At 56.1% G+C, this 25,621-nt stretch carries 25 protein-coding genes and 2 tRNA genes; 16 read left to right on the forward strand and 11 right to left on the reverse strand.

The annotated features are described in order from the left end of the window. From ACR0LZ_RS10825 to ACR0LZ_RS10860, 8 genes are all read left to right on the forward strand, one after another. The coding region (locus ACR0LZ_RS10825; protein ID WP_480749821.1) for a cadherin-like domain-containing protein at window positions 1-583 on the forward strand (583 nt) is incomplete at its 5' end. 236 nt (window positions 584-819) lie between these two features. Continuing rightward, a complete protein-coding gene (locus tag ACR0LZ_RS10830) occupies window positions 820-2,313 on the forward strand; it encodes a DNA modification methylase (protein WP_480749822.1) in 1,494 nt (497 codons plus the stop codon). Beyond that, window positions 2,313-2,708: a DUF5681 domain-containing protein gene (locus tag ACR0LZ_RS10835; RefSeq protein WP_480749823.1), complete on the forward strand. Its 396-nt coding sequence runs from the start codon at window positions 2,313-2,315 to the stop codon at window positions 2,706-2,708. Before ACR0LZ_RS10830 ends, ACR0LZ_RS10835 begins: the two co-directional genes overlap by 1 nt. Window position 2,709: 1 nt before the next feature. Continuing rightward, complete coding sequence (gene terL, locus ACR0LZ_RS10840) at window positions 2,710-4,125, forward strand: phage terminase large subunit (protein ID WP_480749824.1); 1,416 nt, start codon at window positions 2,710-2,712, stop codon at window positions 4,123-4,125. Between the two features lie 177 nt (window positions 4,126-4,302). Continuing rightward, window positions 4,303-5,172 (forward strand): hypothetical protein, encoded by an 870-nt coding sequence (locus tag ACR0LZ_RS10845; protein WP_480749825.1) that lies wholly within the window; start codon window positions 4,303-4,305, stop codon window positions 5,170-5,172. 273 nt (window positions 5,173-5,445) lie between these two features. After that, on the forward strand, window positions 5,446-5,736 hold the full coding sequence (locus tag ACR0LZ_RS10850; RefSeq protein ID WP_480749826.1) for a DUF3489 domain-containing protein: 291 nt from the start codon (window positions 5,446-5,448) through the stop codon (window positions 5,734-5,736). After that, window positions 5,733-6,173, forward strand: a complete 441-nt coding sequence (locus tag ACR0LZ_RS10855) for a DUF2924 domain-containing protein (protein WP_480749827.1) — start codon at window positions 5,733-5,735, stop codon at window positions 6,171-6,173. Before ACR0LZ_RS10850 ends, ACR0LZ_RS10855 begins: the two co-directional genes overlap by 4 nt. A gap of 1 nt (window position 6,174) precedes the next feature. Then, entirely contained in the window at window positions 6,175-7,800 is a 1,626-nt protein-coding gene (locus ACR0LZ_RS10860) for a recombinase family protein (protein ID WP_480749828.1), read from the forward strand. Window positions 7,801-7,970: 170 nt separating this feature from the next. Here the strand turns inward: ACR0LZ_RS10860 and ACR0LZ_RS10865 are convergent. From ACR0LZ_RS10865 to ACR0LZ_RS10890, 6 genes are all read right to left on the reverse strand, one after another. Further along, window positions 7,971-8,045: transfer RNA gene (locus ACR0LZ_RS10865), tRNA-Glu, on the reverse strand. A gap of 26 nt (window positions 8,046-8,071) precedes the next feature. After that, a tRNA-Glu gene (locus ACR0LZ_RS10870) sits at window positions 8,072-8,146 on the reverse strand. A 103-nt stretch (window positions 8,147-8,249) separates the two neighbouring features. Then, the gene (gene recJ, locus ACR0LZ_RS10875) at window positions 8,250-9,998 is read right to left on the reverse strand and encodes a single-stranded-DNA-specific exonuclease RecJ (RefSeq protein ID WP_480749829.1); all 1,749 of its coding nucleotides are present in this window, start codon (window positions 9,996-9,998) and stop codon (window positions 8,250-8,252) included. 90 nt (window positions 9,999-10,088) lie between these two features. Then, window positions 10,089-11,072, reverse strand: a complete 984-nt coding sequence (gene glpX / locus ACR0LZ_RS10880; protein WP_480749830.1) for a class II fructose-bisphosphatase — start codon at window positions 11,070-11,072, stop codon at window positions 10,089-10,091. Between the two features lie 80 nt (window positions 11,073-11,152). Next, entirely contained in the window at window positions 11,153-12,439 is a 1,287-nt protein-coding gene (locus ACR0LZ_RS10885; RefSeq protein WP_480749831.1) for a homoserine dehydrogenase, read from the reverse strand. Window positions 12,440-12,543: 104 nt separating this feature from the next. Further along, window positions 12,544-12,831, reverse strand: a complete 288-nt coding sequence (locus ACR0LZ_RS10890) for a hypothetical protein (RefSeq protein ID WP_480749832.1) — start codon at window positions 12,829-12,831, stop codon at window positions 12,544-12,546. A 99-nt stretch (window positions 12,832-12,930) separates the two neighbouring features. Between ACR0LZ_RS10890 and ACR0LZ_RS10895 the strand changes: the two genes are divergently transcribed. Beyond that, complete coding sequence (locus ACR0LZ_RS10895; RefSeq protein ID WP_480749833.1) at window positions 12,931-13,518, forward strand: TetR/AcrR family transcriptional regulator; 588 nt, start codon at window positions 12,931-12,933, stop codon at window positions 13,516-13,518. Here ACR0LZ_RS10895 and ACR0LZ_RS10900 read toward each other — a convergent pair whose 3' ends face one another. Together ACR0LZ_RS10900 and ACR0LZ_RS10905 are read right to left on the reverse strand one after the other, a co-directional pair. Beyond that, window positions 13,519-13,821, reverse strand: coding sequence for an antibiotic biosynthesis monooxygenase family protein (locus ACR0LZ_RS10900; RefSeq protein ID WP_480749834.1), 303 nt, complete (start codon window positions 13,819-13,821; stop codon window positions 13,519-13,521). 45 nt (window positions 13,822-13,866) lie between these two features. Next, window positions 13,867-14,778 carry a pirin family protein gene (locus ACR0LZ_RS10905; RefSeq protein WP_480749835.1) on the reverse strand — a complete coding sequence of 304 codons (912 nt, stop codon included), beginning with the start codon at window positions 14,776-14,778 and terminating at the stop codon, window positions 13,867-13,869. A 182-nt stretch (window positions 14,779-14,960) separates the two neighbouring features. On the opposite strand from ACR0LZ_RS10905, the gene ACR0LZ_RS10910 reads away from it, so the two are divergent. Next, window positions 14,961-15,431, forward strand: a complete 471-nt coding sequence (locus ACR0LZ_RS10910) for a hypothetical protein (RefSeq protein WP_480749836.1) — start codon at window positions 14,961-14,963, stop codon at window positions 15,429-15,431. On the opposite strand, the gene ACR0LZ_RS10915 is transcribed toward ACR0LZ_RS10910, so the two are convergent. Genes ACR0LZ_RS10915 through ACR0LZ_RS10925 form a run of 3 tightly spaced genes read right to left on the reverse strand, consistent with a single transcriptional unit; the run spans window position 15,428 to window position 18,198 of the window. Then, the gene (locus tag ACR0LZ_RS10915; protein WP_480749837.1) at window positions 15,428-15,955 is read right to left on the reverse strand and encodes a TadE/TadG family type IV pilus assembly protein; all 528 of its coding nucleotides are present in this window, start codon (window positions 15,953-15,955) and stop codon (window positions 15,428-15,430) included. The genes ACR0LZ_RS10910 and ACR0LZ_RS10915 overlap by 4 nt on opposite strands. Window positions 15,956-15,985: 30 nt before the next feature. Further along, entirely contained in the window at window positions 15,986-16,519 is a 534-nt protein-coding gene (locus ACR0LZ_RS10920) for a TadE/TadG family type IV pilus assembly protein (protein WP_480749838.1), read from the reverse strand. Then, window positions 16,516-18,198, reverse strand: a complete 1,683-nt coding sequence (locus ACR0LZ_RS10925; protein WP_480749839.1) for a Tad domain-containing protein — start codon at window positions 18,196-18,198, stop codon at window positions 16,516-16,518. The genes ACR0LZ_RS10920 and ACR0LZ_RS10925 overlap by 4 nt, the downstream gene beginning before the upstream one ends. Window positions 18,199-18,530: 332 nt before the next feature. On the opposite strand from ACR0LZ_RS10925, the gene ACR0LZ_RS10930 reads away from it, so the two are divergent. The 6 genes from ACR0LZ_RS10930 (at window position 18,531) to ACR0LZ_RS10955 (ending at window position 25,551) form a co-directional block, all read left to right on the forward strand. After that, window positions 18,531-19,961: a Glu/Leu/Phe/Val family dehydrogenase gene (locus ACR0LZ_RS10930; protein WP_480749840.1), complete on the forward strand. Its 1,431-nt coding sequence runs from the start codon at window positions 18,531-18,533 to the stop codon at window positions 19,959-19,961. 211 nt (window positions 19,962-20,172) lie between these two features. Continuing rightward, a complete protein-coding gene (locus ACR0LZ_RS10935) occupies window positions 20,173-21,426 on the forward strand; it encodes a sarcosine oxidase subunit beta family protein (protein WP_480749841.1) in 1,254 nt (417 codons plus the stop codon). Between the two features lie 59 nt (window positions 21,427-21,485). Further along, complete coding sequence (locus tag ACR0LZ_RS10940) at window positions 21,486-21,749, forward strand: sarcosine oxidase subunit delta (RefSeq protein WP_480749842.1); 264 nt, start codon at window positions 21,486-21,488, stop codon at window positions 21,747-21,749. Further along, entirely contained in the window at window positions 21,746-24,679 is a 2,934-nt protein-coding gene (locus ACR0LZ_RS10945) for a sarcosine oxidase subunit alpha family protein (RefSeq protein ID WP_480749843.1), read from the forward strand. The genes ACR0LZ_RS10940 and ACR0LZ_RS10945 overlap by 4 nt, the downstream gene beginning before the upstream one ends. Continuing rightward, a complete protein-coding gene (locus tag ACR0LZ_RS10950; RefSeq protein WP_480749844.1) occupies window positions 24,672-25,217 on the forward strand; it encodes a sarcosine oxidase subunit gamma in 546 nt (181 codons plus the stop codon). The genes ACR0LZ_RS10945 and ACR0LZ_RS10950 overlap by 8 nt, the downstream gene beginning before the upstream one ends. A gap of 37 nt (window positions 25,218-25,254) precedes the next feature. Continuing rightward, entirely contained in the window at window positions 25,255-25,551 is a 297-nt protein-coding gene (locus ACR0LZ_RS10955; protein WP_480749845.1) for a hypothetical protein, read from the forward strand. Window positions 25,552-25,621 lie beyond the last annotated feature (70 nt).

Consider the following 25,621-nt stretch of genomic DNA (forward strand, 5'->3'; position numbering starts at 1 on the left):
GACCAACGACGAGGTGATCTTCACGCCCGACGCGGGTTACGACGGCCCGGCGAGCTTCGACTACACGGTTGCGGACGGCTTCGGCGGCGAGGACAAGATCACTGTCGATGTGACGGTCATTGGTGCCATCGCGCCCAACAATGGAGGAAACATTGGTGGCGGAAAGTCAGGTGACATTCTGATCGGAACAGGCGCAGACGAAAAAATCAGCGGCGGTTTCGGGGATGACCTCATAAATGGCGGTGGGGGCAACGATAGTCTGCGAGGGGGTAAGGGCGTCGATGTATTCTGGTTCACGCCAAATCCGGGAACGGATGAAGTAAACGACTTTTCCCAAGGCGAGGATCTGTTGGATCTGCGGTCAGTTTTAGGTGTCACGGACCACGAGGACGTCTTTGCATTCTACGATACAAACTACGACGGGCTGGTTGATGGAGCCGATGCTTACTCTTTTGAGAGCCGTCAGGGTTTGGTCCTGGAACTTGATGGCGATTTGATTTCGGGCAACAGCACGGATGAAGTGCTTCTCAAGAGAGTCGAGGATCTGACAATTTCGGATTTCGGAGACTATGACTTTGTATAGCTAACTGCAGCTGTTGAGTTTCAACATGTAGTGCACCGCAACGCGTTCGTCAGCTATATGTGGTTTTTTCTTGACGTTGCTTCATTATTACGGCACCTTACGCGTGTCCGTTTAGTGAACGGACCTCGAAGCCCCGTGTACAGGAGGACTTCGTGCCTTGCAATGAATTGCAGGGTCGCGAAAGAGTCCTTCTGAACGTCGCGTACCCTGCTGCATCAAACAGAAAGGGTACACAAATGGCTGAACCTAATTCTAATTTGCCAGAGGATGCGGGCGATGCATCTCCTAATGCGTCAACAGCAGTTGAGAGTCCGCAGGCAAAGACTGTTTCACACGTACCGTGTCTACTAGGTAAGCGAAATGACCTGCATCGTGACCTGACATTCGCCGATGTTCCCATTGAAAAGATCGAGAGCGCAAAAAAGCGGGTCCGCAAGTCGAGCAAGAGTCAGATCGCCAGAATAAAACGGTCCATGGAGACTTTTGGGGTTTGCGGATTTCCACTGTTGGACCCGTCATTTTCCATGATTGATGGTCATTTGATCGTTGAAGCTGCCCGGCAGTTGGGACTGAAATCACTTCGCTGCATCATTTTGCAGGACTGCACGGAACTTGAACGACGGGCTTTGTCGATCGCGCTCAACCGGTTGCAGGAACGTGGCGATTGGGATGAGCAGGTCCTGAGGCTCGAGTACCAATATCTTCTGGAAGCCGATTTTGACCTTACCTTGACCGGCTTCGAGATTTCAGAGATTGATCGTGTTCTCGTGCTCGGTGACAAGCAACCGGACGAGGTCGATCCGGTTGACAGGGTAGGGGAGTTGCCTGCTTCCGATGGCGCGGCGGTCTCGCGTCCTGGTGACATCTGGCAGCTGGGCAGTCATAGAGCAATGTGCGGCAACGCCAGAAGCCCTGAAGATCTTGCCGCCGTAACAGGCGATCAGATCATTTCCGTCGCCTTCACAGATCACCCATACAACGTGCCAGTCAATGGTCACGTGCGTGCTGTGACTGGAAAGTTCGAGGAGTTCGCAGAAGCCTCCGGGGAAATGTCCGAGACCGAACACAAGGAGTTCCTGTCCGTCACGACGGACAACATGGCAAAGGCCCTGAAACCCGGTGGTATCCTGTTCCTCTGCATCGACTGGCGCCACGTGGACATTCTGATGGGCGTCCTGCGCGCACTTGGGCTGGAAGTGATCAACTTCTGCGTCTGGGGCAAAGACAAGCCGGGGATGGGGTCGCTTTACCGGAGCCAGCATGAAATTGTGCTGGTCGCCAAGCGTCCCGGGGCGCCGCATCGTAACAATGTTCAGCTTGGCGCTCACGGCCGCAATCGCAGCAACCTCTGGCGCTATGCCGGCGCCACAGGGGGGCGTAAATCGGAAGAAGACGACTTCTCGCTGCACCCGACGGTGAAACCCGTTCGGATGGTGCGCGATGCTATCCTCGACGTTACCTCTCTGGGAGAGGTGGTACTGGATCCGTTTCTGGGGTCCGGAACTACCTTGCTGGCCGCGGAACGCGCCCATCGCGTCTGTGTTGGTCTGGAAATTTCGCCGGCTTACGTCGATGTCGCTGTCCGGCGGTGGGAAAAGATGACCGGTCTCGAAGCGAGACTGTGCAGCACGGGTCAGACGTTCGCCGAGGTCCGTGAACTCCGCGCCAACGGCGATCATAGTTCTGAAGCGCCGGCGTACTCTGATACTTCCGACGCGGAGGATTTCTGATGAGCGCCGACGATAAACCATACAAGATCGGCTACGGCAATCCTCCGGAAGAGCACAAATTCAAGCCCGGCCAGTCCGGCAATCCGAAGGGGCGTCCAAAGGGACCCGGAAACATCTACAAGACAATCGCGAAACATGCCGCCAAAAAAGTTGTTGTCGTTGAAAATGGCGTCGAGAAGAAGATGGCCAAGATGGACGTTGTCATCTCAGCCATGTTCAACAAGGCCTCAAAGGGCGATGTGTCGGCCGCGCGCCTTCTGACAACACTGGTCACTGTTGCTGCTCAATTCTCGGACGACGCAGCACAGTCTGGATATTCCGACGAAGATCTCAAGGTCATGCTCGCCGAGGCGGACTGGCAGAGCATGCTCGTTGAACTGAAGGAGGAGCAATAAGATGCACATTTCTGACGATCAAATGCGAAGTGTTTACGGCAACAGCCTGTACGCCTTCGTGCGTCGGGCATTTCCCGTTCTGAACCCTGGTGAAGAGTTTATCGATGGTCTGTATCTGCGCGCGCTGTGTCATGCTCTGGAGAAGGTTGCATCTGGCGAAACAAAACGTCTGATTATCACGATGCCGCCGCGCTTCATGAAATCACAGGTGGTCAGTGTGGCGTTCACCGCCTGGCTTCTGGGCAGAAACCCGTCGGAGCAGATAGCCTGTGCCAGCTATAGCAGTAGTCTTTCAGAAGACTTCGGACGCCAGACGCGCGACCTGATGCGTGCATCGTTTTATCGTCAAACATTTCCCTGGACGGTAATCGATCCCTCTAAGAGTGCGGCAGATGAGTTTCAAACCACCGCCAAAGGTCGCCGGATCGCGACGTCAGTGGGGGGTACGCTGACCGGCAAAGGCGGGAATATCCTGATTTATGACGACCTCATGAAAGCAGATGACGCGCTGTCGCTCGTAAAGCGCGACAATTGTCATACCTGGTTGCGCAACACCGCAGCCAGTCGTCTCAACAATCCCAAAGAGGGCGCCATCGTGATTGTCGCACAGAGGCTGCATGTGGATGATCTGATCGGCCGCCTGCTTCCATCCGGTGACTGGGAGGTATTGAACCTGCCAGCCATCGCCACAGAGCCGCAGGAATTGCCACTTGGCAATGGCGCCGTCTGGGAGCGGCAAATTGGCGACCTGCTCCATGAAGAGCGCATTGATGGCGCGGAACTGGAACGTATCCGCCGGGAACTGGGCTCAGCCGCATTTGCGGCACAATATCAGCAGTCGCCCGTTCTGCCCGGGGGCAACATGGTAAAGACGGAATGGTTCCGGACCTATGACGGGCCACCGCGAGCCAGCCAATATGAAGCCGTTGTGCAAAGCTGGGACACCGCTTCAGTTCCTGGCATCCACAACGACTATTCTGTCTGCACGACCTGGGGCTTGATCAACAACAACATCGACCTGCTTGATGTGCACCGGGCGCAATACGATTATCCTGATCTCAAGCGCGTGGCACGTCAACTTCGACAGAAATACCACCCGAGGCTGATCGTCGTTGAAAAGGCTGGCGTCGGGATAGCGCTCGGCAATGAGCTTCTGAGGGTCGGCATGCGAGACGTTCAGGGCCTGGACGTCAAGGGCGACAAAGTCGAGCGCATGTCAGTCCAGTGCGCAAAGATTGAGGCAGGTTTCGTCCGACTTCCGAAATCGGCGCCCTGGCTAGAAACCTATCTCAAGGAGATGGGGGAGTTCCCGCACGGGCGTTATGACGACCAGGTCGACAGCACGTCGCAAATCCTCAAAAAGCTGGACTTGCGGCCGTGGCAGATCAGAGGTTTGTCACGATACAAATTGAAATAAACCTCGTATGGCACCGTAGAGCTTATCAGCGGCGCCAATACCTGAAGTTAGGCTCGGATGGGCGTTCATGCGGCATGCGGCTGCTGACGGCCTCGCGGGGGTTCGGGAGATGAGGAAGCAGAGGAACTGCGAAGTGCGCGTTTTCAGCTTGGTCTAAAACGCCTCGGAATGCGGGTCATGCAGAAAGGGTACAAGCCGACCTATGCTGATGACCTAGTCGCGTTATGCAACGGCACATTGCGGACGCTTCACGTCGATTATGCGGGGTTCCCGGTCGATCTACTTTGGGCGAGCCCAGAAGACGGCTTCGGCACCGAAGGTGATTTGGACCATTACACCTCTGATGTTCAAAAGCCAAATGGGCAGAGGGATCGAATCCTGGCTGATCTGGAACTTGATCCCGAGGTGTGGACAGCCAGTGTCGCCCAACTTGAGACCCCGATTGACCCAGAAGGTGAGCAGCTCGCTCTCGAACGGATGAGTTGTGAGCAGTGGCAGTCACTCGAACCTCGGGTCCGGCATTTCGTGTCGACTGGACTATTGCATCTCGACCAGCAGGGACACGCGCCAATGCTCGACTACGCCCCGATCAGCCTTGAGATCGTAAAGGCTCTTGAGGTTGAACTTGGTGCGGTCTTTGAGAAGTTCCGCGAGTCCGTTAATGAGGCTTCATCCGCAAATGCCGATGACCATGCGGAACGAGCACTGGAATCATTCTTGGATGGAGCCAAGCCGCCGACTCTTGGGGCAATGTCGTATCTGCTTAGGGTTCCACGCGATGGCGCGAGCCCGCTTGCCCTCGAGTTGCACCAGTTCGTGTCGAGCCTCTCCAATGCAGAGGATTTAACCCGGAACAAGTTTCTGAAGCGAGGGCTCCAACGGGTTATTCAAAAGTATCGGAACGGCGGTGTTCACGATTCCCCGATCCCAGAGGAGGTGTGCAGGGAGTGCGTTGAAGTGTTAGTTGGGAGTGTTGATAAGCCGGGCTACTTGTCAATCGTCGCGGCTTGGAAGCTGTCGCCGAGACCATATTACGGCGCCGGGTAAGCCAATCGCAATGTTGCAGAGATGTTGCAGAAACCAAAAGCCGCCCTCGTGGGCGGCTTGTTACTCTCTTGTTATCTAAGAGAGATTTTGGCTCCGGCGGTAGGGGTCGAACCTACGACCAATTGATTAACAGTGAATCATCGTATTTTCCACTGGACTTCTTTCTGCATGCGAGCGTGAGTGGACGTGCCGCGAATGGTCTGCCCGGAATTCCGGGCTTCGGTCAGTACGGGGAGCTGGGTTGGCTGGCTCCGGTATTGAAAGGGCCAGATCATGGCGACAAAATCCAAAACATCCACATCTGCGACTGATCCCGATGTCCGAGGCGCGCGCCCAAAGGCCAAGCGGACAAAGCCGCCAGCAACAAAGAAAGACCGGCTGCAGACATTGCTACGCCGTAAAGGCGGCGCTAGCCTTGATATGCTTCAAAAAGAATTCGACTGGAAGCCTCACACGGTGCGGGCCGCGATATCCGGACTGCGAAAGGCCGGAGACAGAGTGGTGTTTGAGGCTGGCAAATCCGGGCCGGTGTATCGGATCGTCACAATATCGGCCGCACAATGAAGGGACGGCAATCGAAGGCGGATCTCTCCGGCACACTCCGGGAGATCGCGCAGCTGGAGCGTTCCGACTGCCGTCAGGCCTGGATCACTGCCTTTAAGAGTGCGCCGCCAAAATATCTGTCCATCCCGTTTATGCAGCGGGTGCTGGCGCATGATCTGCAATGCCGGGCTCTTGGCGGTCATTCGGCGGCGAGCAGACGCGCACTGAAGAAGATTCTGCACGGCGGCGAGGTCCCAGACGTGGCCCGATCCATCGCCGATGGTACGACGCTGGTGCGTGAATGGAATGGCCGGATTTATCGCGTTGAAGTGACGCCAGACGGATATCTGCTGGACGGCAAGATCTACGCCTCCCTGAGTGTGATCGCCCGGCACATCACCGGGGCGCATTGGAGCGGGCCGCGGTTCTTTGGTTTGAGCGCAAGAAGGCGCGCATAACATGCGTCGGGTCCGATGTGCCATTTATACCCGGAAATCCAACGAGGAGGGGCTCGAACAGGAGTTCAATTCGCTCGATGCGCAGCGGGAAGCCTGCGAGGCCTACATTGCCAGTCAGAAACACGAAGGCTGGGAACTCATAGACCGGGCTTATGATGATGGCGGCATATCGGGTGGCCATCTGGACCGGCCAGCTCTGCAGCGACTGATGCACGACGTGGACAACAGGCAGGTGGATCAGATCGTGGTCTATAAGATCGACCGCCTGACGAGATCGCTTGCGGATTTCGCAAAGCTGGTGGATCGACTGGATGTGGCGGAGGCGTCCTTTGTCTCCGTCACTCAGAGTTTCAACACCGGCACCAGCATGGGACGCCTCACTCTGAATGTCCTGTTGTCATTTGCCCAGTTCGAGCGTGAGGTCACGGCCGAGCGGATCCGCGACAAGATCGCTGCCTCAAAACGCAAGGGGTTGTGGATGGGCGGCAGTGTGCCGCTGGGCTATGATGCCGATGGCCGGACGCTGAAGATCAACACGGCAGAAGCCGAAACTGTCCTGAAACTCTACCACCTTTACGAAACGCATGGTGCTCTGAACACCGTGGCTCAGGAAGCTGAGCGATACGGCATCCGATCTCGCAGACGCCGGACAAAGTCGGGAGACTGGCGCGGCGGAAAAGTGCTTTCCCGCGGGCACATCCATTACATTCTGACCAGTCCGATCTATGCCGGACGGGTGCCGCACAAGGGTAAGGTCTATGAAGGTCAGCACCCCGCCATCATTGAACCCGAGCGATGGCAGCGCGTTCAGGATCAGCTTCGCGCCGGGGCACCCGCGCCAGGCATGCGGGCAACGGGAAAGATCAGTCCCTCACCCTTGCTGGGCAAACTGTTTGATGAAAACGGTGAGCGATTGTCTCCGAGTCACACCAGAAAACGGGGCAGGCGATATCGCTACTACATATCACGCGGATATGTCATAGGTCGCAAAAACGATCTGAAGGACAGGGGCTGGCGATTGCCCGCGGAACAGCTGGAGCAGGTAATTGCGCAGGCGACCCGCACCTATCTGTCCGACGCGGCGATACATAGCATTGTTGCGGACGCGCCGGTTGAAACCTTGAAAAAGTTGCGCGGTCTGAAAGAGGCAACGCAGGATCAGCTGCTTGAGTTGCTGTCGCAGGTGACTCTCAAAGATCGCGCGATGTATTTGAGGCTGGATGCCGAACGCCTGGCTGAGACACTTGAAACCGACCCTCAGGCGTTGAGCACCGATCTCCTCAGCTTCGGGGTTCCGTTCACGCAAAGACGTCGCGGGGTGGAAACCCGGTTTGTCATGTCGGCGCCATCTGTACAGGTTGATCGGACACTGGTCGCCAACATTGCCCGGTCTCATGATTGGCTGGGTCGGGTTAAACGCGGTGAAACTCTGGACAATATCGCCCGTTCAGAAGCAACTACGAAGAAGCGGGTTCAGCAAACCCTTGAATATGCGTTCCTTGCGCCGGATATCGTTCGCGATGTCCTGGCGGGACATCAGCCCGCCGGATTGACATCAACATGGATCGCGACGCACAGGATCCCATCTGACTGGAATGAACAGCGCGCACTGATCTCCTCGCTCTGATCCCACCTTGCAAACTGGAAAGACAAATTGGGCCGACAGAGACACTCGGGCCAATTCGGACCGGTTTGGCTCCTCAAAGGAGTCTCTGCTGAACGCAGATATGCGCAAGCGTTTGTAATCACGCACTTAATCGAGAAGAAAAATGGAAGCAGATTATCTACGGAAATAAGTGGCAGCCCGTAGGGGAATCGAACCCCTCTTTCCAGGTTGAAAACCTGGCGTCCTAACCGATAGACGAACGGGCCATTTCTTGGTCCAAGACAAGCACATGTGGCAGCCCGTAGGGGAATCGAACCCCTCTTTCCAGGTTGAAAACCTGGCGTCCTAACCGATAGACGAACGGGCCACGGTGGCTTGTGGAGGGCCTTTTACGTATTACGCAGTTCCCCCGCAAGCCGAAAAATGCGGTGCGGAGAAACTTTTTTACGCCTCTGCAATCAGGAAGAAAATCACGACAAAGCTGCCTCAGCCGCGTCTTCGATCCGTAGTTGCACAGTTTGCCGACCACCCCAGGAGTTGACCTCCAGCCGCCCTGCAAAATGGAACCGCGCCCCACCATGATTGGTCAACCTGTCCCCCATCGAGCTGTCAAAGGCGGCAAAGGCGATTGCGTCCAATCCCCCGCTCATACCATCGGATAGAGACAGCTTCAGGTGGCTCTCTCCGACGCGTTTGGCAAAGCGGATTTGCAAGTCAGGTAGGGCATAGCGTGGGGCAGGGGCACCGGCCCCGTACGGGCCTGCTTGTTCGATCTGTTCTACCAGGTCCACTGTTGCAGCTCCCGGCATCAAGGTGCCGTCGAGCTTCAGATCGGCAGGGCCACCCTGACCAGCTCCCTGTTTCGAGAGCAATTCCGACAATCGCTTCATTGCCGGTTCAAGTTGATCGCGCAGGACGGTCAGTCCGGCAGCCATCTTGTGACCGCCACCTTTGACCAGCAGTCCTTCGGCGGCAAGTCTTTGGATTGATGCGCCTAGGTCGATCCCCGACACCGAACGCCCAGATCCCTTGCCTTCGCTGCCATCGAACCCGATCACGATGGCCGGGCGATTGGCAGCTTCTTTGAGTCGAGAGGCGACGATCCCGACAACACCGGGATGCCACCCTTCGCCAGCGGCCCAGACCAACGGGGCATCAAACCCGCGGTCCTCTGCCTGCGTCAGAGCGGCAGCGCGCACCATGTTCTCAATATCGCGGCGCTCGGTGTTCAGTTCGTCCAGTCGTTGCGACAGCGCTTCGGCTTCGACCATCGAGTCGGTGCTAAGCAAGCGCGCGCCGAGGTCGGCCTGTCCGATCCGGCCGCCTGCATTTACCCGAGGACCTAAAAGAAACCCAAGATGATATGTATTGGGCGCCGCATCCATTCGAGCTATGTCTGACAGGGCCACAAGTCCAGGGCGCTTTCGCTGCGCCATCACCTTCAACCCCTGCCTAACCAGTGCCCGGTTGGCCCCAATCAGCGGTGCTACATCCGCGACTGTGGCAAGGGCCACCAGGTCGAGCAGCGACAAAAGATCCGGCCCATTGGTGCCAGCTTCGCGCATCTGGCGGCCTGCCTCGACAAGCATCAGGAAAACTACTCCAGCAGCGCAAAGATATCCCAGATCGCCACTTTCGTCCTGCCGGTTCGGGTTTACCACGGCAACGCAGTCGGGCAGAGCCTCGCCGCCCAAGTGGTGGTCCAGGACGATCACATCGGCCCCCTGTGCCGCAGCAATCGGTTCATGGCTCAGGGTGCCGCAATCGACGCAGATGATCAGATCATGCGATGAGGCGAGCTCCTGCATTGCTGGGGTATTGGGTCCATAACCCTCGTCGATGCGGTCGGGAACGTAAAGCGTCGCATGTATTCCCATGTGCCGCAGCCAGACGAGCAACAGTGCCGCCGAACTGCCTCCGTCCACGTCGTAGTCTGCAAAGACGGCGATCTTTTGATGTTTTCGAACCGCATCCAGAAACCTCTTGGCGGCCCTTTCCATGTCTTTGAGTGCACGGGGGTCGGGCAGCAATTCCTTGAGTTTGGGTTCGAGAAAACTCTTGGCTTCGATCAGGGGCACGCCGAGCCGCGCCAATACCTGACAAACCGGCCTGGGCAAGTCGCTTTGCTGCGCCATCATTTCAGAGGCGCGTTCAACCTCGACCGAAGGACCAACCCAACGCCGCCCGGTCAACGACTGTTCCACACCCAGAAAGCTCAAACCGCACCTCATAGACCAAGGCCGGACCCATTTCGGACCCGGCCCCTCGTGTTTTGCCATTTACGCCTGCTGACAGCGGCAGTGCAAGCGTTATGCCGGATCGTGCGACCACATCGGGGTGCGATAGGACATGCGACGCACCGAACCGGTTTTGGAGCGCATGAGCAACGTAGTGGTTTCTACCCAACCGGGTTCGCGTTTGATGCGCGGGAGAAGCGAACCGCCGGTCACGCCGGTTGCGGCAAAGATAACATCCGCAGTCACCATCTCGTCACGCGAATAGATACGGTCAAGATCGGTGATCCCGGCCTTGGCGGCACGACCACGTTCATCGTCGTTGCGGAACAGGAGGCGGCCGAAAATTTGGCCTCCCATGCATTTAAGTGCCGCTGCAGCCAGGACGCCCTCGGGTGCGCCGCCCTGACCCATGTACATGTCGATACCGGTCGTCTCGCTTTCGGCACAGTGCATCACGCCGGCGACATCGCCATCGGTGATCAGACGGATGGCCGCGCCGGTATCGCGAACTTCGGCGATCATCGCTTCGTGGCGGGGTCGTTCCAGAATGCACACGGTGATGTCTGACGGCTTGCAGCCCTTGGCATTTGCCAGCGCTTCGACCCGTTCGCGCGGTGTCATGTCCAGAGAGACGACGCCTTGCGGCAGGCCTGGACCCACTGCCAATTTGTCCATGTAGACGTCGGGTGCATGCAGCATCGAACCACGCGGACCCATGGCGATCACTGTCAGCGCGTTCGGCATGTCCTTGGCAGTCAGCGTGGTGCCTTCGAGAGGGTCTAGGGCGATGTCGACGCCCGGGCCATTGCCCGTCCCTACTTCTTCTCCGATATAGAGCATCGGTGCCTCGTCGCGTTCACCCTCGCCGATCACCACCACGCCCGCGATATCGAGCAGGTTCAATTGCTCGCGCATCGCATTCACTGCAGCCTGATCCGCCGCCTTTTCGTCACCTCGTCCCACCAGAGAGGCGGAGGCCAGGGCGGCCTGTTCTGCCACCCGCGCAAGGCCCAGTGACAGCATCCGGTCGTTGAATTCGATCTTGGCTGCGTTCATGTCCCTAATTTCCTTCGGTCATTCAGACGTTTCTATCGGCATAGCCCGCCGATGGCGGGTCTCGCAAGAGGAGAGGTCACTCAGACCTGTTCGATCCGCAACGCAACCGCTTCCCCAGCGACGACATCGGTTGCCCGGAAACCTTCGAGGGCCACATCCAGAGCTGCCCGAGTGGTTTTGTGTGTGACTATCAAAACTGGTGCGGTGCTTTCGGTGTGCCCATATTGGCGCATTCGGTCTATCGAAACACCCGCATTGCCAAGAATCGCAGCAACTTTGGCCAACGCGCCGGGTTTGTCTTCCAGTGCCAGGCGCAGATAGTAGGGGGCCGGCAAACCTGTTTTTGCCGGAAGCATTTCTTTCAAAGTGTTCGCGGGTTGTCCGAAGGTGGGGATATGCAGACCTCGTGCGAGATCGCAAATGTCGCCAAGTACCGCGCTCGCGGTTGGACCTTCGCCTGCTCCCGGACCGCGCAGAACGATTTGCTCAACCGCGTCGCCCTCGATGACCACCATGTTGGTGCCACCTTCCAGTTGACCAAGCGGCGAGTCGCTGGGCACCAGGCATGGCTGCATCCGCTGGACTAGTCCGCGAGGGCTGCGCTGAGCGACACCCAACAATTTGATTCGATATCCCATGTCAGCCGCCTGACGAATGTCATCGAGGCTGATATGCTGGATGCCCTCGATCTCGATTCCATCAAAATCGGGCTTGGTGCCAAATGCGATTGACGACAACAGGGTCAACTTGTGCGCGGCGTCGATACCGCCCACGTCAAGATTCGGATCTGCTTCTAGATAGCCGAGCTTGGCGCATTCTTCGAACAAGGAGTTGTAGCCGAGCCCCTGTGATTCCATGCGTGTCAGGATATAGTTGCAGGTCCCATTCATGACGCCCATGACACGGGTGATTTCGTTGCCGGCCAACCCCTCGGTCAGCGCCTTAATGACTGGGATGCCACCGGCGACAGCCGCTTCGAAACGAATTACGCGGCCTGCCGCTTCGGCTGTTTCTGCCAGTGCCAGACCGTGAATGGCAAGCAGCGCCTTGTTGGCAGTCACCACGTCCTTGCCAGTTGCCAGCGCAGCCTCGACCGAGGTTTTGGCAGGGCCGTTTTCGCCACCCATAAGTTCGACGAAAACATCGATGTCATCCCGTTTGGCCAAGGCCACGGGATCGGATTCCCACGCATAGCCAGACAGGTTGATGCCCCGGTCCTTTCCGGAATCTCGGGCCGATACGGCCACGATCTCGATCGGTCGACCTGTGCGGGCCTTGAGCATTTCAGCCTGACGTCTGATAATCTTGACAACTCCGACACCGACAGTTCCCAAGCCAGCAATCCCAAGCCGCAGCGCCTGTGTCATTTTTTGGGTCCTTTTCCGCTCGAATTTTCAGCCATTGACTGTAAGCCCGTTGCGGGCTGCCTTACCCGGTTCGGTGAACGGGTGCAATGCGGCTGAGGCCTGTTTTATTGGGTAATTTCGTGACCTAGTCGGTCCCGATCCGCTTCGTCAAGAACTGGGGATTGCAATTCGCGTGCCTTTGACGCCAGCCTCTCGCTCCGCGCCTGTAGGTGTTTCTGCAGTTCCGTAGCTTCTTCTTGCGGATTGACGGGTGCCCCCAAGACATCCTCCAACGGAACCAACTCGGGATAAGCTGCATTCTTAATTTGGGGAGGGACTCTTTCGGTAAGCTCGGGAATCGTCGTACAGCCAGCGAGCATGGCAAGAGGAATGGCAAAGATAAGCCGTTTCATGGAAGTCTCTTCCGTAGGAGCGTTATATCTTGATGCCCGCTTTTCCAGACTGGTTCAAGCGGGGTTCTATTTGAACGAATGTTCATATAACCTGCGCCAATGGCACGTACTCAAGGTTCCCATTCTGATATCACTGGCCCGCGCATCCAAAAGGCGGCGCTACGTCTATTTGCACAACACGGGTATGCTGCGGTTTCCATGCGGCAGATCGCAAAAGATGTCGGAGTGCAGGCCGGTGCGCTGTACAACTATACCCCTGACAAACAGAGCCTGCTGTTTCGCCTGATGCACGGGCACATGGACGAGTTGCTGCGCGCCCGCGAAACAAGGTTAGCCACCGGCAACGCTTTGGAGGACTTGGAGCAATTCGTGGGGTTCCACATCAGATTCCATCTGGAGCGGCCCGATGAGGTTTTCATAGCCTATATGGAATTGCGCAATCTCACTGCCGAGAATTTCGCAATGATCGAAGCACTGCGTCGCCGGTACGAGGACGATCTTGAAGGCATTCTGAAGAGAGGCGTGCAGGAGGGCTGTTTCATTGTTCCGGACACCAAGATCGCAACGCTGGCCGTGATCGCCATGCTCAACGGCGTGAACACCTGGTATCGTAGCGGAGGAAGGTTGTCGCTTGATCAGGTCGAAAAGATCTATTGGGATATGGTGCGAAAGGCCATGACGTCCTGATCAGGGTGTTTCCGCTGCCAAGTCGTAGTGGTGTAGAAACCGCTCTTTCACAATGCCTTCCTCTTCGGGCATGATATGTGGATGGTGCCATTCCTCTCCGGCAAAAGCTGCCAGGGCCTCCACCGACTCCCACACCATCACCAGGCAAAACTCGTTTGGAGACTCCGGTCGGGGTAGGCATGGAGTTATCGAAATGAGCCCCTTTTGTTTGTGCATTAAGGGCATTGCAGTTTCGAGCATGAACTGGCGGAAATTCTCGATCTGATCATCAAAGATAACGGCGCGAAAGATACGAACGATCATGGTGGCTCCCTGTTTTAGGGGAATATAGAACCATCATATCACACCTCAGTGCGTGGGATGAATAAAGGTCCCGTTTCGCAGGTCACGAAATGCCTGGTGCAGTTCCTCGCGTGTATTCATCACGATCGGCCCGTGCCAGGCCACTGGTTCTGCAATTGGCGCGCCAGAAATCAGCAGGAACCGCACACCTTCCGGCCCCGCCTGCAGCGTGATTTCGTCACCAGTGCCGAACCGGATCAGCGTTCGGTCACCCGACATGTCGCGAATATTGACCTCTTGCCCGCCAACCTCCTTTTCAAGCAGCACGCCTACCGGTGTCGATGCATCAGCAAAGGCAGCCTGACCTTGGAAAACATAGGCAAAGGCTTTGCGGTAGGTGTCGATTTTGAACGTTTTCCTGACGCCTGCAGGAACAGAAATGTCCAGATATTGCGGATCTGCGGCAATTCCCTCGACCGGTCCGGTCTTGCCCCAGAATGAGCCGACGATCACACGAACAGTGGTGCCGTCGTCATCGGTTATTTCAGGAATGTCGGTGCCACGAATATCCTGATAACGTGGCGCTGTCATTTTTTGGCTTGCGGGCAAGTTTCCCCACAATTGGAAGCCGTGCATCTGCCCGGTCGCGTTCCCTTTGGGCATTTCCTGATGCAGGATTCCAGACCCTGCTGTCATCCATTGCACATCGCCCGCGCCCAAAGACCCAGTATTACCAAGCGAATCGCTGTGTTCCACCGTTCCAGCCAGAACATAAGTTATGGTTTCGATACCGCGATGGGGATGCCACGGGAACCCTTTAAGGTAATCCTCGGGGAAATCATTTCTGAAATCGTCAAAAAGCAGGAACGGATCAAGTTCAGTCGGGTCCTGAAAGCCAAATGCCCGGTGAAGTTTGACACCGGCCCCTTCCATCGTTGGAACCGCTTTTCTAGATTCAAGCATTGGTCGGATTGACATGGTGCCTCCTGATCTTTGTGGGATCTTGCGACATTAAGTGTAATCATGATCTTGGTGGTTTCAATCGGCCGATGCTCACCGAAAGTGTGCGATTTTGCGAAGTGCGGAAGGTGAACAATGTCAGGCTGTTGCTTGGTTGTCGTTTGGGGTATTGGAAAGCCTGATCAACCCGGAGTGGCCGAATGCAAGACGAGATTTTAGCAGTTGTCGAGGCTTCGGCGCCCAGGCGCTGGATGGGAGTCCTTATTCTAAGCGTTGTCGGATTCTTGGTGTTTTTCGTGGCCATATCACAGCCGCCGGCCTTGGGTTGGCAAGTCTTTCTGATTTTAGTCGGTGCGTTGTCGTTGTGGCTTGCACAACGACTGTATCTGGCGACGTCCCACCGGATCGAGTTGACGGAAACGGAGTTGCGAGCCAGTTCAGGCGAAGTGATTGCGCTGGTCTCGGAAATCGAGGGAATTGACCGGGGTGCTTTCGCCTTCAAGCCATCCAGCGGTTTTCTGATCCGGACGAAAAACCCCGGATTGCGCGCATGGCATCCGGGGTTGTGGTGGCGCGTTGGTCGACGCGTTGGGGTAGGAGGTGTTACACCGGGTGCTCAGACAAAGTTCATGTCCGAAGCGCTTTCGGCGATGATTGCCGAGCGGATTTAGACATTTCCCTTGAGGTTTTCCGTAAAGCGCGGACGGGTAAAAACGAAGTTCTTCAGATCGATGTTGTCAAGGCCAACTCTGAACGGCGGCACAAAGGTGTTCGATGTCTCGACCAGAATCAGAGTGTTTTGATCCGCCATCGCTGGCAAGGAATCCTTGTAAAAAACGATGTTTGCATCGTCGAGTTTCTCAGTATATCCGCCGCGAATTGCAGACCAGGATACGGAGTGGCTGTCTGTGGCCTCGTCGTATACCACGACTGAAATCCGCATCTTCAGGTCAGCTTCGTTGCGCACCATCAATTTGAACATGTCCTCCATCGAGTCGACGTAGATATTGTCGATGGTGCGGGTCTCTCGAGACAGAAGGTCTCCAATTGTATAGGCCGCCTTGATGTTCGACGCGCTCTGTCGATAACCTTCAAAGAATGTATATCCGGCCATCACCGCCCAAAAAAGGATCGGCAAGATAATCAAGGATTCCACCGCAATCGAACCTTGCTCGTCATCGCGGAAACGTTTCATTCGGGTTTGCATGCAGGATATCAACATGGCTTAGATCGGCTCTTGTACAAATACAGTTGTCGCTGTCAGGGCGTACTGACCCTCCAGATTGGCCAGGGCCTTTCCCATTGTTGAAGTCGGGAACACGGGGTTGATCTTTGCGCATGCGCGTAGAACCATCAGCTGGTTTTCCTGTCCATTCTCAAAATTGCGTACGGGTCTCGGTTCTTCTGACAAGTCGGTACAGTCCGGCTCGGCCGGTATCGTCACCGCGGCAAACGGATCCTGGCTGATCATTTCCAGTTTGAGGCTGTTTTCACAGTTGCGAATGAACATAGCACGCTCGCAAATCGACTTTTTGATCGTATCGTGGTTCAAAACGACACCGGTGTTCAAGCGGATGTCCCTTACCGTTTGGTCTACCGCTCGTTCCAAAGTCGCGTGGTTGAGTGTGACGAAGGCCAACTCGACCCCCGACAGCATCAAGGCCATGAAAGCGGGGAAGACGATCACAAACTCGACCGTTGCGGTGCCGTCTTCCCGGTTTCGGAAGCTGCGCAGAGCAGAAACCAGTTTTCCGATCATTGGGTGAGCCTCAGCATGCGGACGGACGAGCCGATCGAGGTGAAAGCATCCGGAAGTTCAACAGCCGTTGCGTCGTAATAGTGGCTGTCCGAGCTGGCACAGTCTTCCAAGACCTTTTTACCGTTGGAGGCTACGTCGACACCGACGCTGAACACGATCACGCCTTCGTCCTTGGCGGCCTTGCAGACATGCTTGGTGCGAGCGTCCTTGGCTGTGGATTCTTTCTTGCTGAACGCCGCGCTTTCCCACACACCGTATGCGTTTGGCGTATCGAAGATCTCATTTTCGATATACTCCAGCGAAACGAGGTTCAGAAGCTCCACATAGGTCAGCTGTACTGCAGTACCGGGTTCGTCGGCGGCAGGTTGTTCGACGCAGGTCCGGCTTCCGCCTTTTCCGGTGCAGTATTGGCCGCCGTTGCCGTAGGGATGATCCTGCCAGGTTTGATCGTGTGGCCACCAGTACTCTTTGCTACCGCTTGATTGATACAGCGAGAAATAGCCTTCGTCAGCAGTTGCGTCCGGATTGTACCAGATGTCCGACGTCGTAGTACGGCGCGATGAATTCAGCATGAACTGGTCGGTGTTGTCCCCGTCTGAGATAATGATCAAGATCTTCAGGACGTTGGTTCCATACTCAACTGGGCGGTTGTCAAACATGGTCGGCACAATCCCGTCAACATGCGCCAAGCTGTTGATCACCGGTCGCGTACCGGGGTCGAGAAGGGCAAGACCCCAGTTGGCACCATTGTCGGTACCGGTATCTTCACTTGAGTCCTCGTCCCACACCGCCGGGTTCAGGGCAGTCAGACCATCAATGTAGTTGTGAATGACGGTTTCGTCATTCTGGAATGGCAGGATTGCGGATCCAGCCCGAGTTGGACAGACAGGGTATTCAATTGGCTCCCTCGACATCGTGTAGGGATCGAAGTGCGCGGTCTGCTCTCTCAACTCGGTTGTCGACAGATACGGCTTGCTGAATTCGTCATCGACGAAGTTGATGCAATGAGAATAGTTCTGGAAACGATCCAGATTATAGTACTTGATCATGTCCGCGCCAACGTTCACCTGGCTTGCGTAAGGGATGATCGAGAAAGACACCTCTTTGTTCCAAAGACCATTCTTCAAGCCCAACTGCGTGACAATGCTTTTGGCTGCAGTCTTTAGGTTTGCCAGTTTCGGACCATACATGGATGTGGAAAAATCCAGAACCAGAGACACTTCGACGGCACCGACACTTTCCTCGGCGGAGCTGAGCGCTGGAGCGCTCAAGCTATCGACGCCACTCAAATGCATAAAATGAGTCGGGAACTCAGCAACCGCCGACGCAGTAACATGGCGGTAACCAGTACTGTTAATCACTTTGACGTCCTTGAGGTTGTCCAGTAGATCCGCCTTGTCGAGATACGACTTCACGACTGTTTCGGCATCAACCTTTTGATCAAGGTCAGCCGCAGCCAATACCGCGCGGTCCATTGTGTACTGCAATTCGGCGCGCTCTCTTTCATACTTCATCAGGTCCACACCGATCCCGGCTGCGGCGACAATGATGAGGAACAGAAATAGAGCGAGAATGCTCATCGACCCATCTTCGCTGTCAATGAAGCCTCTCGTTTGTGCTGGCGTACAGTCAGCCGACGTTATATTGTCGCCATTGGACTTCCAGAGAACCTTGCGCATAACGATACCCTTTCCGGACCGGGCAGAACGGTCATTCGAAATATTGGACTGACTAAAGGTAAATGCAGAACGTGGCGAGAATTGGGCGGTTTTGCCACTATCTTGCTGTAACTGAACGACAATTGCGCCCACTCTTGGCCAATCGCCCGTTCTGTTGCTGAATTGAAAACAATAGTCGCCATTCTTGATAGTTTGCACGACTCGCGGGTGCCGGACGGTTAATTTTTGCAAATGCTCAAAATATTGGCAGAATTGGATTGATCAGGTTTAACCAGATTGCGACAAAGTGACATGGAGAGTGTCTCCAATTGTCTGAGGTCAGGGAGGAATTTATGACGCGCGTAACCGAACCCAGTTTCCGTGAAAGTGTGGATCTGATGTTCAACAGAGCGGCCGCTCTGATGGATCTTCCCCCCGGGCTTGAAGAAAAGATTAGGGTCTGCAACGCGACCTACACGGTTCGCTTTGGCGTAAGGTTGCGGGGCAAGATTCACACCTTTGTCGGATACCGGTCCGTTCACTCGGAACATATGGAACCTGTCAAAGGTGGAATTCGTTATGCGACTGCCGTGAATCAGGACGAGGTCGAGGCCCTTGCGGCTCTGATGACTTACAAGTGCGCGTTGGTCGAAACGCCGTTCGGTGGATCCAAAGGTGGTTTGTGCATTGATCCGCGTTTGTACGAAGAGCACGAGTTGGAACAGATCACCCGCCGGTTCGCATATGAGCTGGCAAAGCGCGACCTGATCAATCCGTCTCAAAACGTACCCGCTCCGGATATGGGTACCGGGGAACGAGAGATGGCCTGGATTGCGGATCAGTATGCCCGAATGAACACGACGGATATCAATGCGCGGGCGTGTGTCACCGGAAAGCCCCTGAATGCTGGCGGCATTGCTGGCAGGGTCGAGGCTACCGGGCGAGGCATTCAATACGCGCTTCGCGAGTTTTTCCGGCATCCTGAAGACGTCGCAAAAGCTGGATTGTCCGGAAAGCTCGATGGCAAGCGCGTCATTGTTCAGGGTTTGGGTAACGTAGGCTATCATGCCGCCAAATTTCTTAGCGAAGAAGACAACTCGAAAATCGTCGGGATCATTGAGCGCGACGGTGCGCTGTATGATCCTGAGGGTATAGACGTCGAAGCGGTGCACCAATGGATAGCAAAGCACGGCGGCGTGGCGGGTTATCCGGACGCGACCCATACGGCCGAAGGTTCAGCAGTTTTGGAAGAAGAATGCGACATTCTTATTCCGGCTGCGCTGGAAGGGGTAATCAACCTGTCCAACGCAGAGCGGATCAAGGCACCTCTCATCATCGAGGCCGCGAACGGACCAGTGACTGCGGGCGCAGACGAGATCCTGCGCAAGAAGGGAACCGTAATAATCCCGGATATGTTTGCGAACGCAGGTGGTGTGACGGTTTCCTACTTCGAATGGGTCAAGAACCTCAGCCATATCCGTTTTGGCCGCATGCAACGTCGCCAGGAAGAGGCGCGGCACGAACTGATTGTGCAGGAACTCGAACGGCTCGATCGTTATCTTGGCGATGCCTGGTCGATGTCCCCAGACTTCAAGGCCAAATACCTCAGGGGTGCGGACGAATTGGAGTTGGTTCGCTCGGGCCTGGATGACACCATGCGGATTGCCTATCAATCGATGAGAGAAGTATGGCACGCCAGATCCGACGTCGAGGATTTGCGAACAGCGGCCTATATTGTAGCCATTGACAGGGTGGCCAAGAGCTATCGCGCCAAAGGCTTGTAACGCATTGCAAGTTTTCTTCTCGGGCGTGCCTTTTGGCGCGCCCTTTTTTGGCCCGTGTTCGGTTTGTGGCAGGTGAACAGACGTTACGAATACGGCGTTGATAGTCGCGGGTAGGATAGTATTTGTCGAAAAGCGATATGGCCCGAGGGCGATCTGCTTGATAGGTGTTCCCCGATGGGCCAGTCAAGAGTTGGCCGAAAGGGAGTGAACGATGCGTTTTTCTGGCCTTCGAGTGCTGAAGGAAGGGTTGACGGGCAATAAGGGATGGGAACCTCATTGGCGGGACCCAGAGCCTAAGTCTGAATATGATGTCGTCATCATTGGGGGCGGCGGTCACGGGCTGAGCACGGCTTATTACTTGGCAAAGGAGCACGGTCTAACCAATGTTGCGGTACTGGAGAAAGGATATCTCGGCGGCGGTAATGTGGGGCGGAACACGACTATCGTCCGGGCAAACTACTTTTTGTCGGGCAACTCCGAGTTTTACTCTCATTCGCTGAAACTTTGGGAAGGTTTGGAAGAAGACCTGAACTACAATGTGATGCATTCCCAGAGAGGCATCATCAATCTATTCCATTCCGATGGTCAGCGGGACGCAGCGGCGCGTCGTGGCAACATGATGATCAGTCAGGGTGATGACGCCGAGTTGCTCGACCGCGACGGCGTCCGCGCCAAAGTACCTTTTTTGAATTTTGAAGACTTGCGCTTTCCTATCTATGGCGGGCTCTATCACGCGCGCGGAGGCACCGCGCGCCACGACGCGGTGGCATGGGGGTACGCCCGTGGTGCCGACCAGCGGGGCGTAGATTTGATTCAGAACTGCGAAGTCACGGGCATCGATATCGAGAACGGCGCTGTTCGAGGCGTGCGGACAACACGCGGCGCTATCCGGGCCAAGAAAGTTGCTATGGTAGTTGCCGGAAGATCCAGCCAGGTGGCTGCGATGGCAGGGATGCGCCTTCCGATCGAAAGCCATGTTCTGCAGGCTTTTGTTACCGAGGGGTTGAAACCTTGTATCGATCACGTTGTGACATTCGGTATGGGGCACTTTTATATCAGCCAGTCGGACAAGGGCGGGCTGGTTTTTGGCGGCGATCTGGATTTCTACGCATCCTACGCCGCCCGCGGAAACCTGCCCACTGTTGAAAACGTGATGGAAGCCGGCATGGCGCTGATGCCGATGATCGGCAAAGCTAAAGTGCTGCGCAGTTGGGGGGGCATTATGGACATGTCTCCCGATGGCTCGCCCATCATCGACAAGACGCATATTGACGGACTCTACCTGAACTGCGGTTGGAACTATGGTGGCTTCAAGGCAGTTCCGGGGTCCGGCAATGTCTTTGCTCACCTGATCGCCACGGGCCAATACCATGAGAACGCCACCAAGTTCCGCCTGGACCGGTTCCGGACCGGGCGAAGCATTCTGGACGAAGAGGGCAAGGGCTCTCAACACAACCTGCACTGAGGCGTATGGCAGATGTTGGAATTCGGTATTTTTGACGAAGAAAAGCTGGGGGCGAGAGCATGAGGATCACCTGTCCGCATTGCGGCGAGCGCGATCGCCGGGAGTTTTACTATCGCGGTGCTGCCGTGGGTTTGGACCGGCCTGCACCCGATGCCGGGGAGAAGGCATGGGACAACTTCGTCTACTTGCGCGAGAATCCAGCCGGAAAGACACGCGACCTGTGGTATCACGAAGGTGGCTGCGGGGCCTGGATCGTAGTGACCCGTAACACGATCTCACATGACATTCTGAACACTGAACTCGCATCGGAGACGCAGTCATGAGGATCAAGGGCAAGGGCCTTGTGGATCGCACCAAGCCAATTTCCTTCTATTTCGACAGTGTGCGTTATTCGGGATTTGCCGGAGATACTCTAGCCTCGGCCTTGCTTGCGAATGATGTCCGTTTGATGGGACGGTCGTTCAAGTATCACCGCCCGCGCGGGGTGCTGACTGCAGGAGGCGAAGAGCCTAATGCGTTGATGACCGTAGGCCATGGGTCTGGGCAGGAACCCAATGTGCGTGCCACCATGCAAGAGATCTATGCCGGGTTGGAGGCACGCAGTCAGAACCGCTGGCCGTCTCTGAATTTTGATGTGCTCGGTATGAACGATCTAGCGGCACCGTTTTTCGGGGCGGGCTTCTACTACAAGACTTTCATGTGGCCAAAGAGTTTTTGGGAAAAAGTCTATGAGCCAGCGATCCGCCGAGCAGCAGGTCTTGGCGCGCTTTCGGGCCTGAACAATGTCGACAAGTATGAACGTGCTTTTGCATTCTGTGATCTTCTGGTTATCGGATCAGGGCCTGCCGGGCTGATGGCAGCGTTGGCCGCAGGTCGGGCCGGGGCGGATGTGATCCTCGTGGATGAAGGCAGCCGAATGGGTGGCCGTTTGTTGGCCGAAACATATGAGGTGGACGGAAAAACCGGCCACGTCTGGGCCGACGAAGTTATCGCCGAGTTGAGGGCGATGGACAATGTGCGCCTGATGACGAGGACGACCGTGGTAGGCGCTTATGATCACGGCACATATGGGGCATTGGAGCGGGTGCACAATCACACTGGCAACCGTCCGAACGGTGCACCGATGGAGACGTTCTGGCGGATTGTAGCCAAGCGATCGGTACTGGCCGCAGGCGCGTTGGAGCGGCCGGTTGCGTTTCGCAATAACGACCGCCCGGGAATCATGACCGCAGGGGCAGTGCGCGCGTACCTCAACCACTGGGGTGTGAGTGCGGGCAAGAACGTAACGGTGTTCGGCAATACTGACGACGTTCATCGCACGGCCCGCGACCTTTTGGAGGCCGGTGTGCATGTGGCGGCGGTGATCGACAGCCGTCATGATGCACCTCTGTCCGACGACTATCAGGTTCTGCGCGGGGCTCAGGTTTGCGGTAGTTCCGGCCGAAAGGGGTTGGAAAGCATAACCGTGCGCCGCCCCAGCGGAGAAGAGAAGATTCAGACTGACTGCCTTGCGATGACAGGTGGGTGGAATCCGTCAGTCCATCTGACCTGCCACATGAGCGGGCGTCCGGTTTGGCGGCGCGACATTGCTGCCTTTGTTCCTGCTCCAGGTGCAGTTCCTGGAATGGTGGCAGCAGGTGCGTGCAAAGGGGCTTTCTCGACCGCAGACTGCCTGCGCGAGGGCGTTGCCGCAGCGGAGGAGGTGTTGAGCGAGTTGGGGCGTAAAGTGCCAGAGGTGGCGGTGCCGCATGCCGAAGATGCGGCTTATGAAATCGCGCCGCTTTGGTCCGTTCCAGGCAAGGGGCGCGCCTGGCTGGATTTCCAGAATGACGTCACCGTAAAAGATGTGAAACAGGCAGCAACCGAGAACTTTCGTTCAGTTGAGCACATGAAGCGCTATACCACCCAAGGGATGGCGACTGATCAGGGCAAGAATTCGAACGTGGCGGCGCTGGCCATTCTGGCTGACGCTACCGGACGTGAGATACCCGAGACTGGGACGACCACTTTCCGACCGCCATATTCGCCGGTAGCGATTGCCGCGCTGGGCGCTGGTGCCGAAGGAATGGGTTATAGACCACAACGGTTTACAACCTCGCACAAGGCCAGCGTCGCGCGCAAAGCACCTATGGTCGAGGCTGGCCTGTGGTACAGGCCCAGTTACTTCCCGCAATCAGGTGAAACTACTTGGCGTGAGAGTTGTGACCGCGAGGTCAAATACGTACGCGAGGCGGTTGGCGTAGCCGACGTTTCAACTTTGGGAAAAATCGACGTTCAGGGTCGGGATGCAGGACAGTTTCTGGATTTCGTCTATACTAGCATATTCTCGACGTTGAAGGTCGGGCGCACTCGCTATGGCTTGATGCTGCGCGAAGATGGGTTTGTCATGGATGACGGCACCACCGCACGATTGGGAGAACATCACTATGTCATGACCACAACGACTGCTGGTGCGGGCGAGGTGATGACGCACCTGGAATTTGTGGCGCAATGCCTGCGCCCGGATCTGGATGTGACCTTTACATCGGTAACCGAGCAATGGGCGCAGTTTGCCGTCGCCGGACCAAGATCACGCGAGTTGCTGAGTGACTTGGTTGAAGAAGATCTGAGCGATGACAACTGGCCATTTATGGCTTGTGGACCGATCAAGGTTCTGGGGGTTGATGGGCGATTGTTCAGAATATCATTCTCGGGTGAGCTAGCCTATGAAATCGCGGTTCCTTCACGTTATGGCGCTAGCCTTTTTGATTTTCTGACCGAACGCGCCGAGGCGCTGGGCGGTGGTCTCTACGGGATGGAAGCGCTCAACGTTCTCAGGATAGAAAAGGGATTCATCACCCATTCCGAAATCCATGGTCGGACCACTGCGTATGACATTGGAATGGGCCGGATGGTATCGCAGAAAAAGGACTGCGTCGGCAAGACAATGTCGGAACGGCCCGGTCTTGAAGAAGCTGGGCGGGAAAGGTTAGTCGGGCTGAAACCCATCGGAGAAAGCAAACAGTTGCTGGCCGGAGCGCATCTATATCGCGAAGAGGCGGATCCAGTACGCGTCAACGATCAGGGTTATATTACGTCAGTCTGTTTCTCTCCCATGTTGGGCTGCATGTTGGGGCTTGGTTTTCTGGCTGATGGGCCTGAACGATACGGCGAAGTCGTCAAGATGGTAGATGGTCTGCGCGGGGTGACGACGCTCTGCGAAGTGGTGAACCCGGTGTTCCTTGACCCGGAGGGAGGGCGCGTACGTGGATAACTTGATTGCCAAAACCCCTTGTGAAGGACTGTTGCCGCTGACGGTTGGTACCGTCACGTTAAGTGAGGAAGACGCGGGTGTGATGACGTCTGTCACGCCTTACAAAGGTAAGACCAAGGCCCTGTCCGATGCTCTGAAGTCAGCACATGGAATGACCTATCCTGCGGCAAATCGCGCGACTGGCAAGGCCGGATCGCGTGCGGTCTGGTTTGGTCATTCGGCGGCAATGCTGATGGGGCCAGCTCCAGATGTGGCATTGGCAGAGCATGCGGCCCTTGTCGATCAGTCCGATGCCTGGGCTGTGGTCCGGTTAGAAGGGGTGGGGGCCGAGGACGTGCTGGCCCGCTTGGTGCCGGTCGATTTGCGAGAGGTACACTTCAAGCGTGGACATACCGTGCGCAGTCTGATGTTTCACATGACGGCTTCGATCACTCGTATTGGCGACAACACCTTCCAGATCATGGTATTTCGGTCGATGGCCCAAACGCTGGCCCATGATCTGAAAACGGCGATGGAAGGAGCGGGTGCACGCGGTTAACATGCGTAGGTTATGAATTGATTCCCGGAGGACCATGATGATCCGCCTTGCCGTTATTGCCATGCTATTGGCAACCCCGCTTTCTGCGGCCGAGTCCAAGGAAGAAAGTTGCCGATATCAGTCGGATGTAGTCGCTGCGATACAGAAGGCACGATTGGATCGGGTCAAAGAGCGCGACGTGCCAAAAGCGATTGCGGCAACAAATCCAGTCTGGCCCGATAACTACGATGCTGCAATTCCGCTGATCACGCCCTGGGTCTATGAGCAGAAGATGCGCGACGTGCGAAACAAGGATTTGGCGGCCGCTTGGCTGGAGCTTTGCTTGCAGCAATAATCCACACATCCGTCATTTCGCTGTGGACAAACGCTCGCCTATGCCTTGGCGAGCGTTTCCGTTTCTGCCA

This window comes from Ruegeria sp. CI1 (assembly GCF_056536925.1).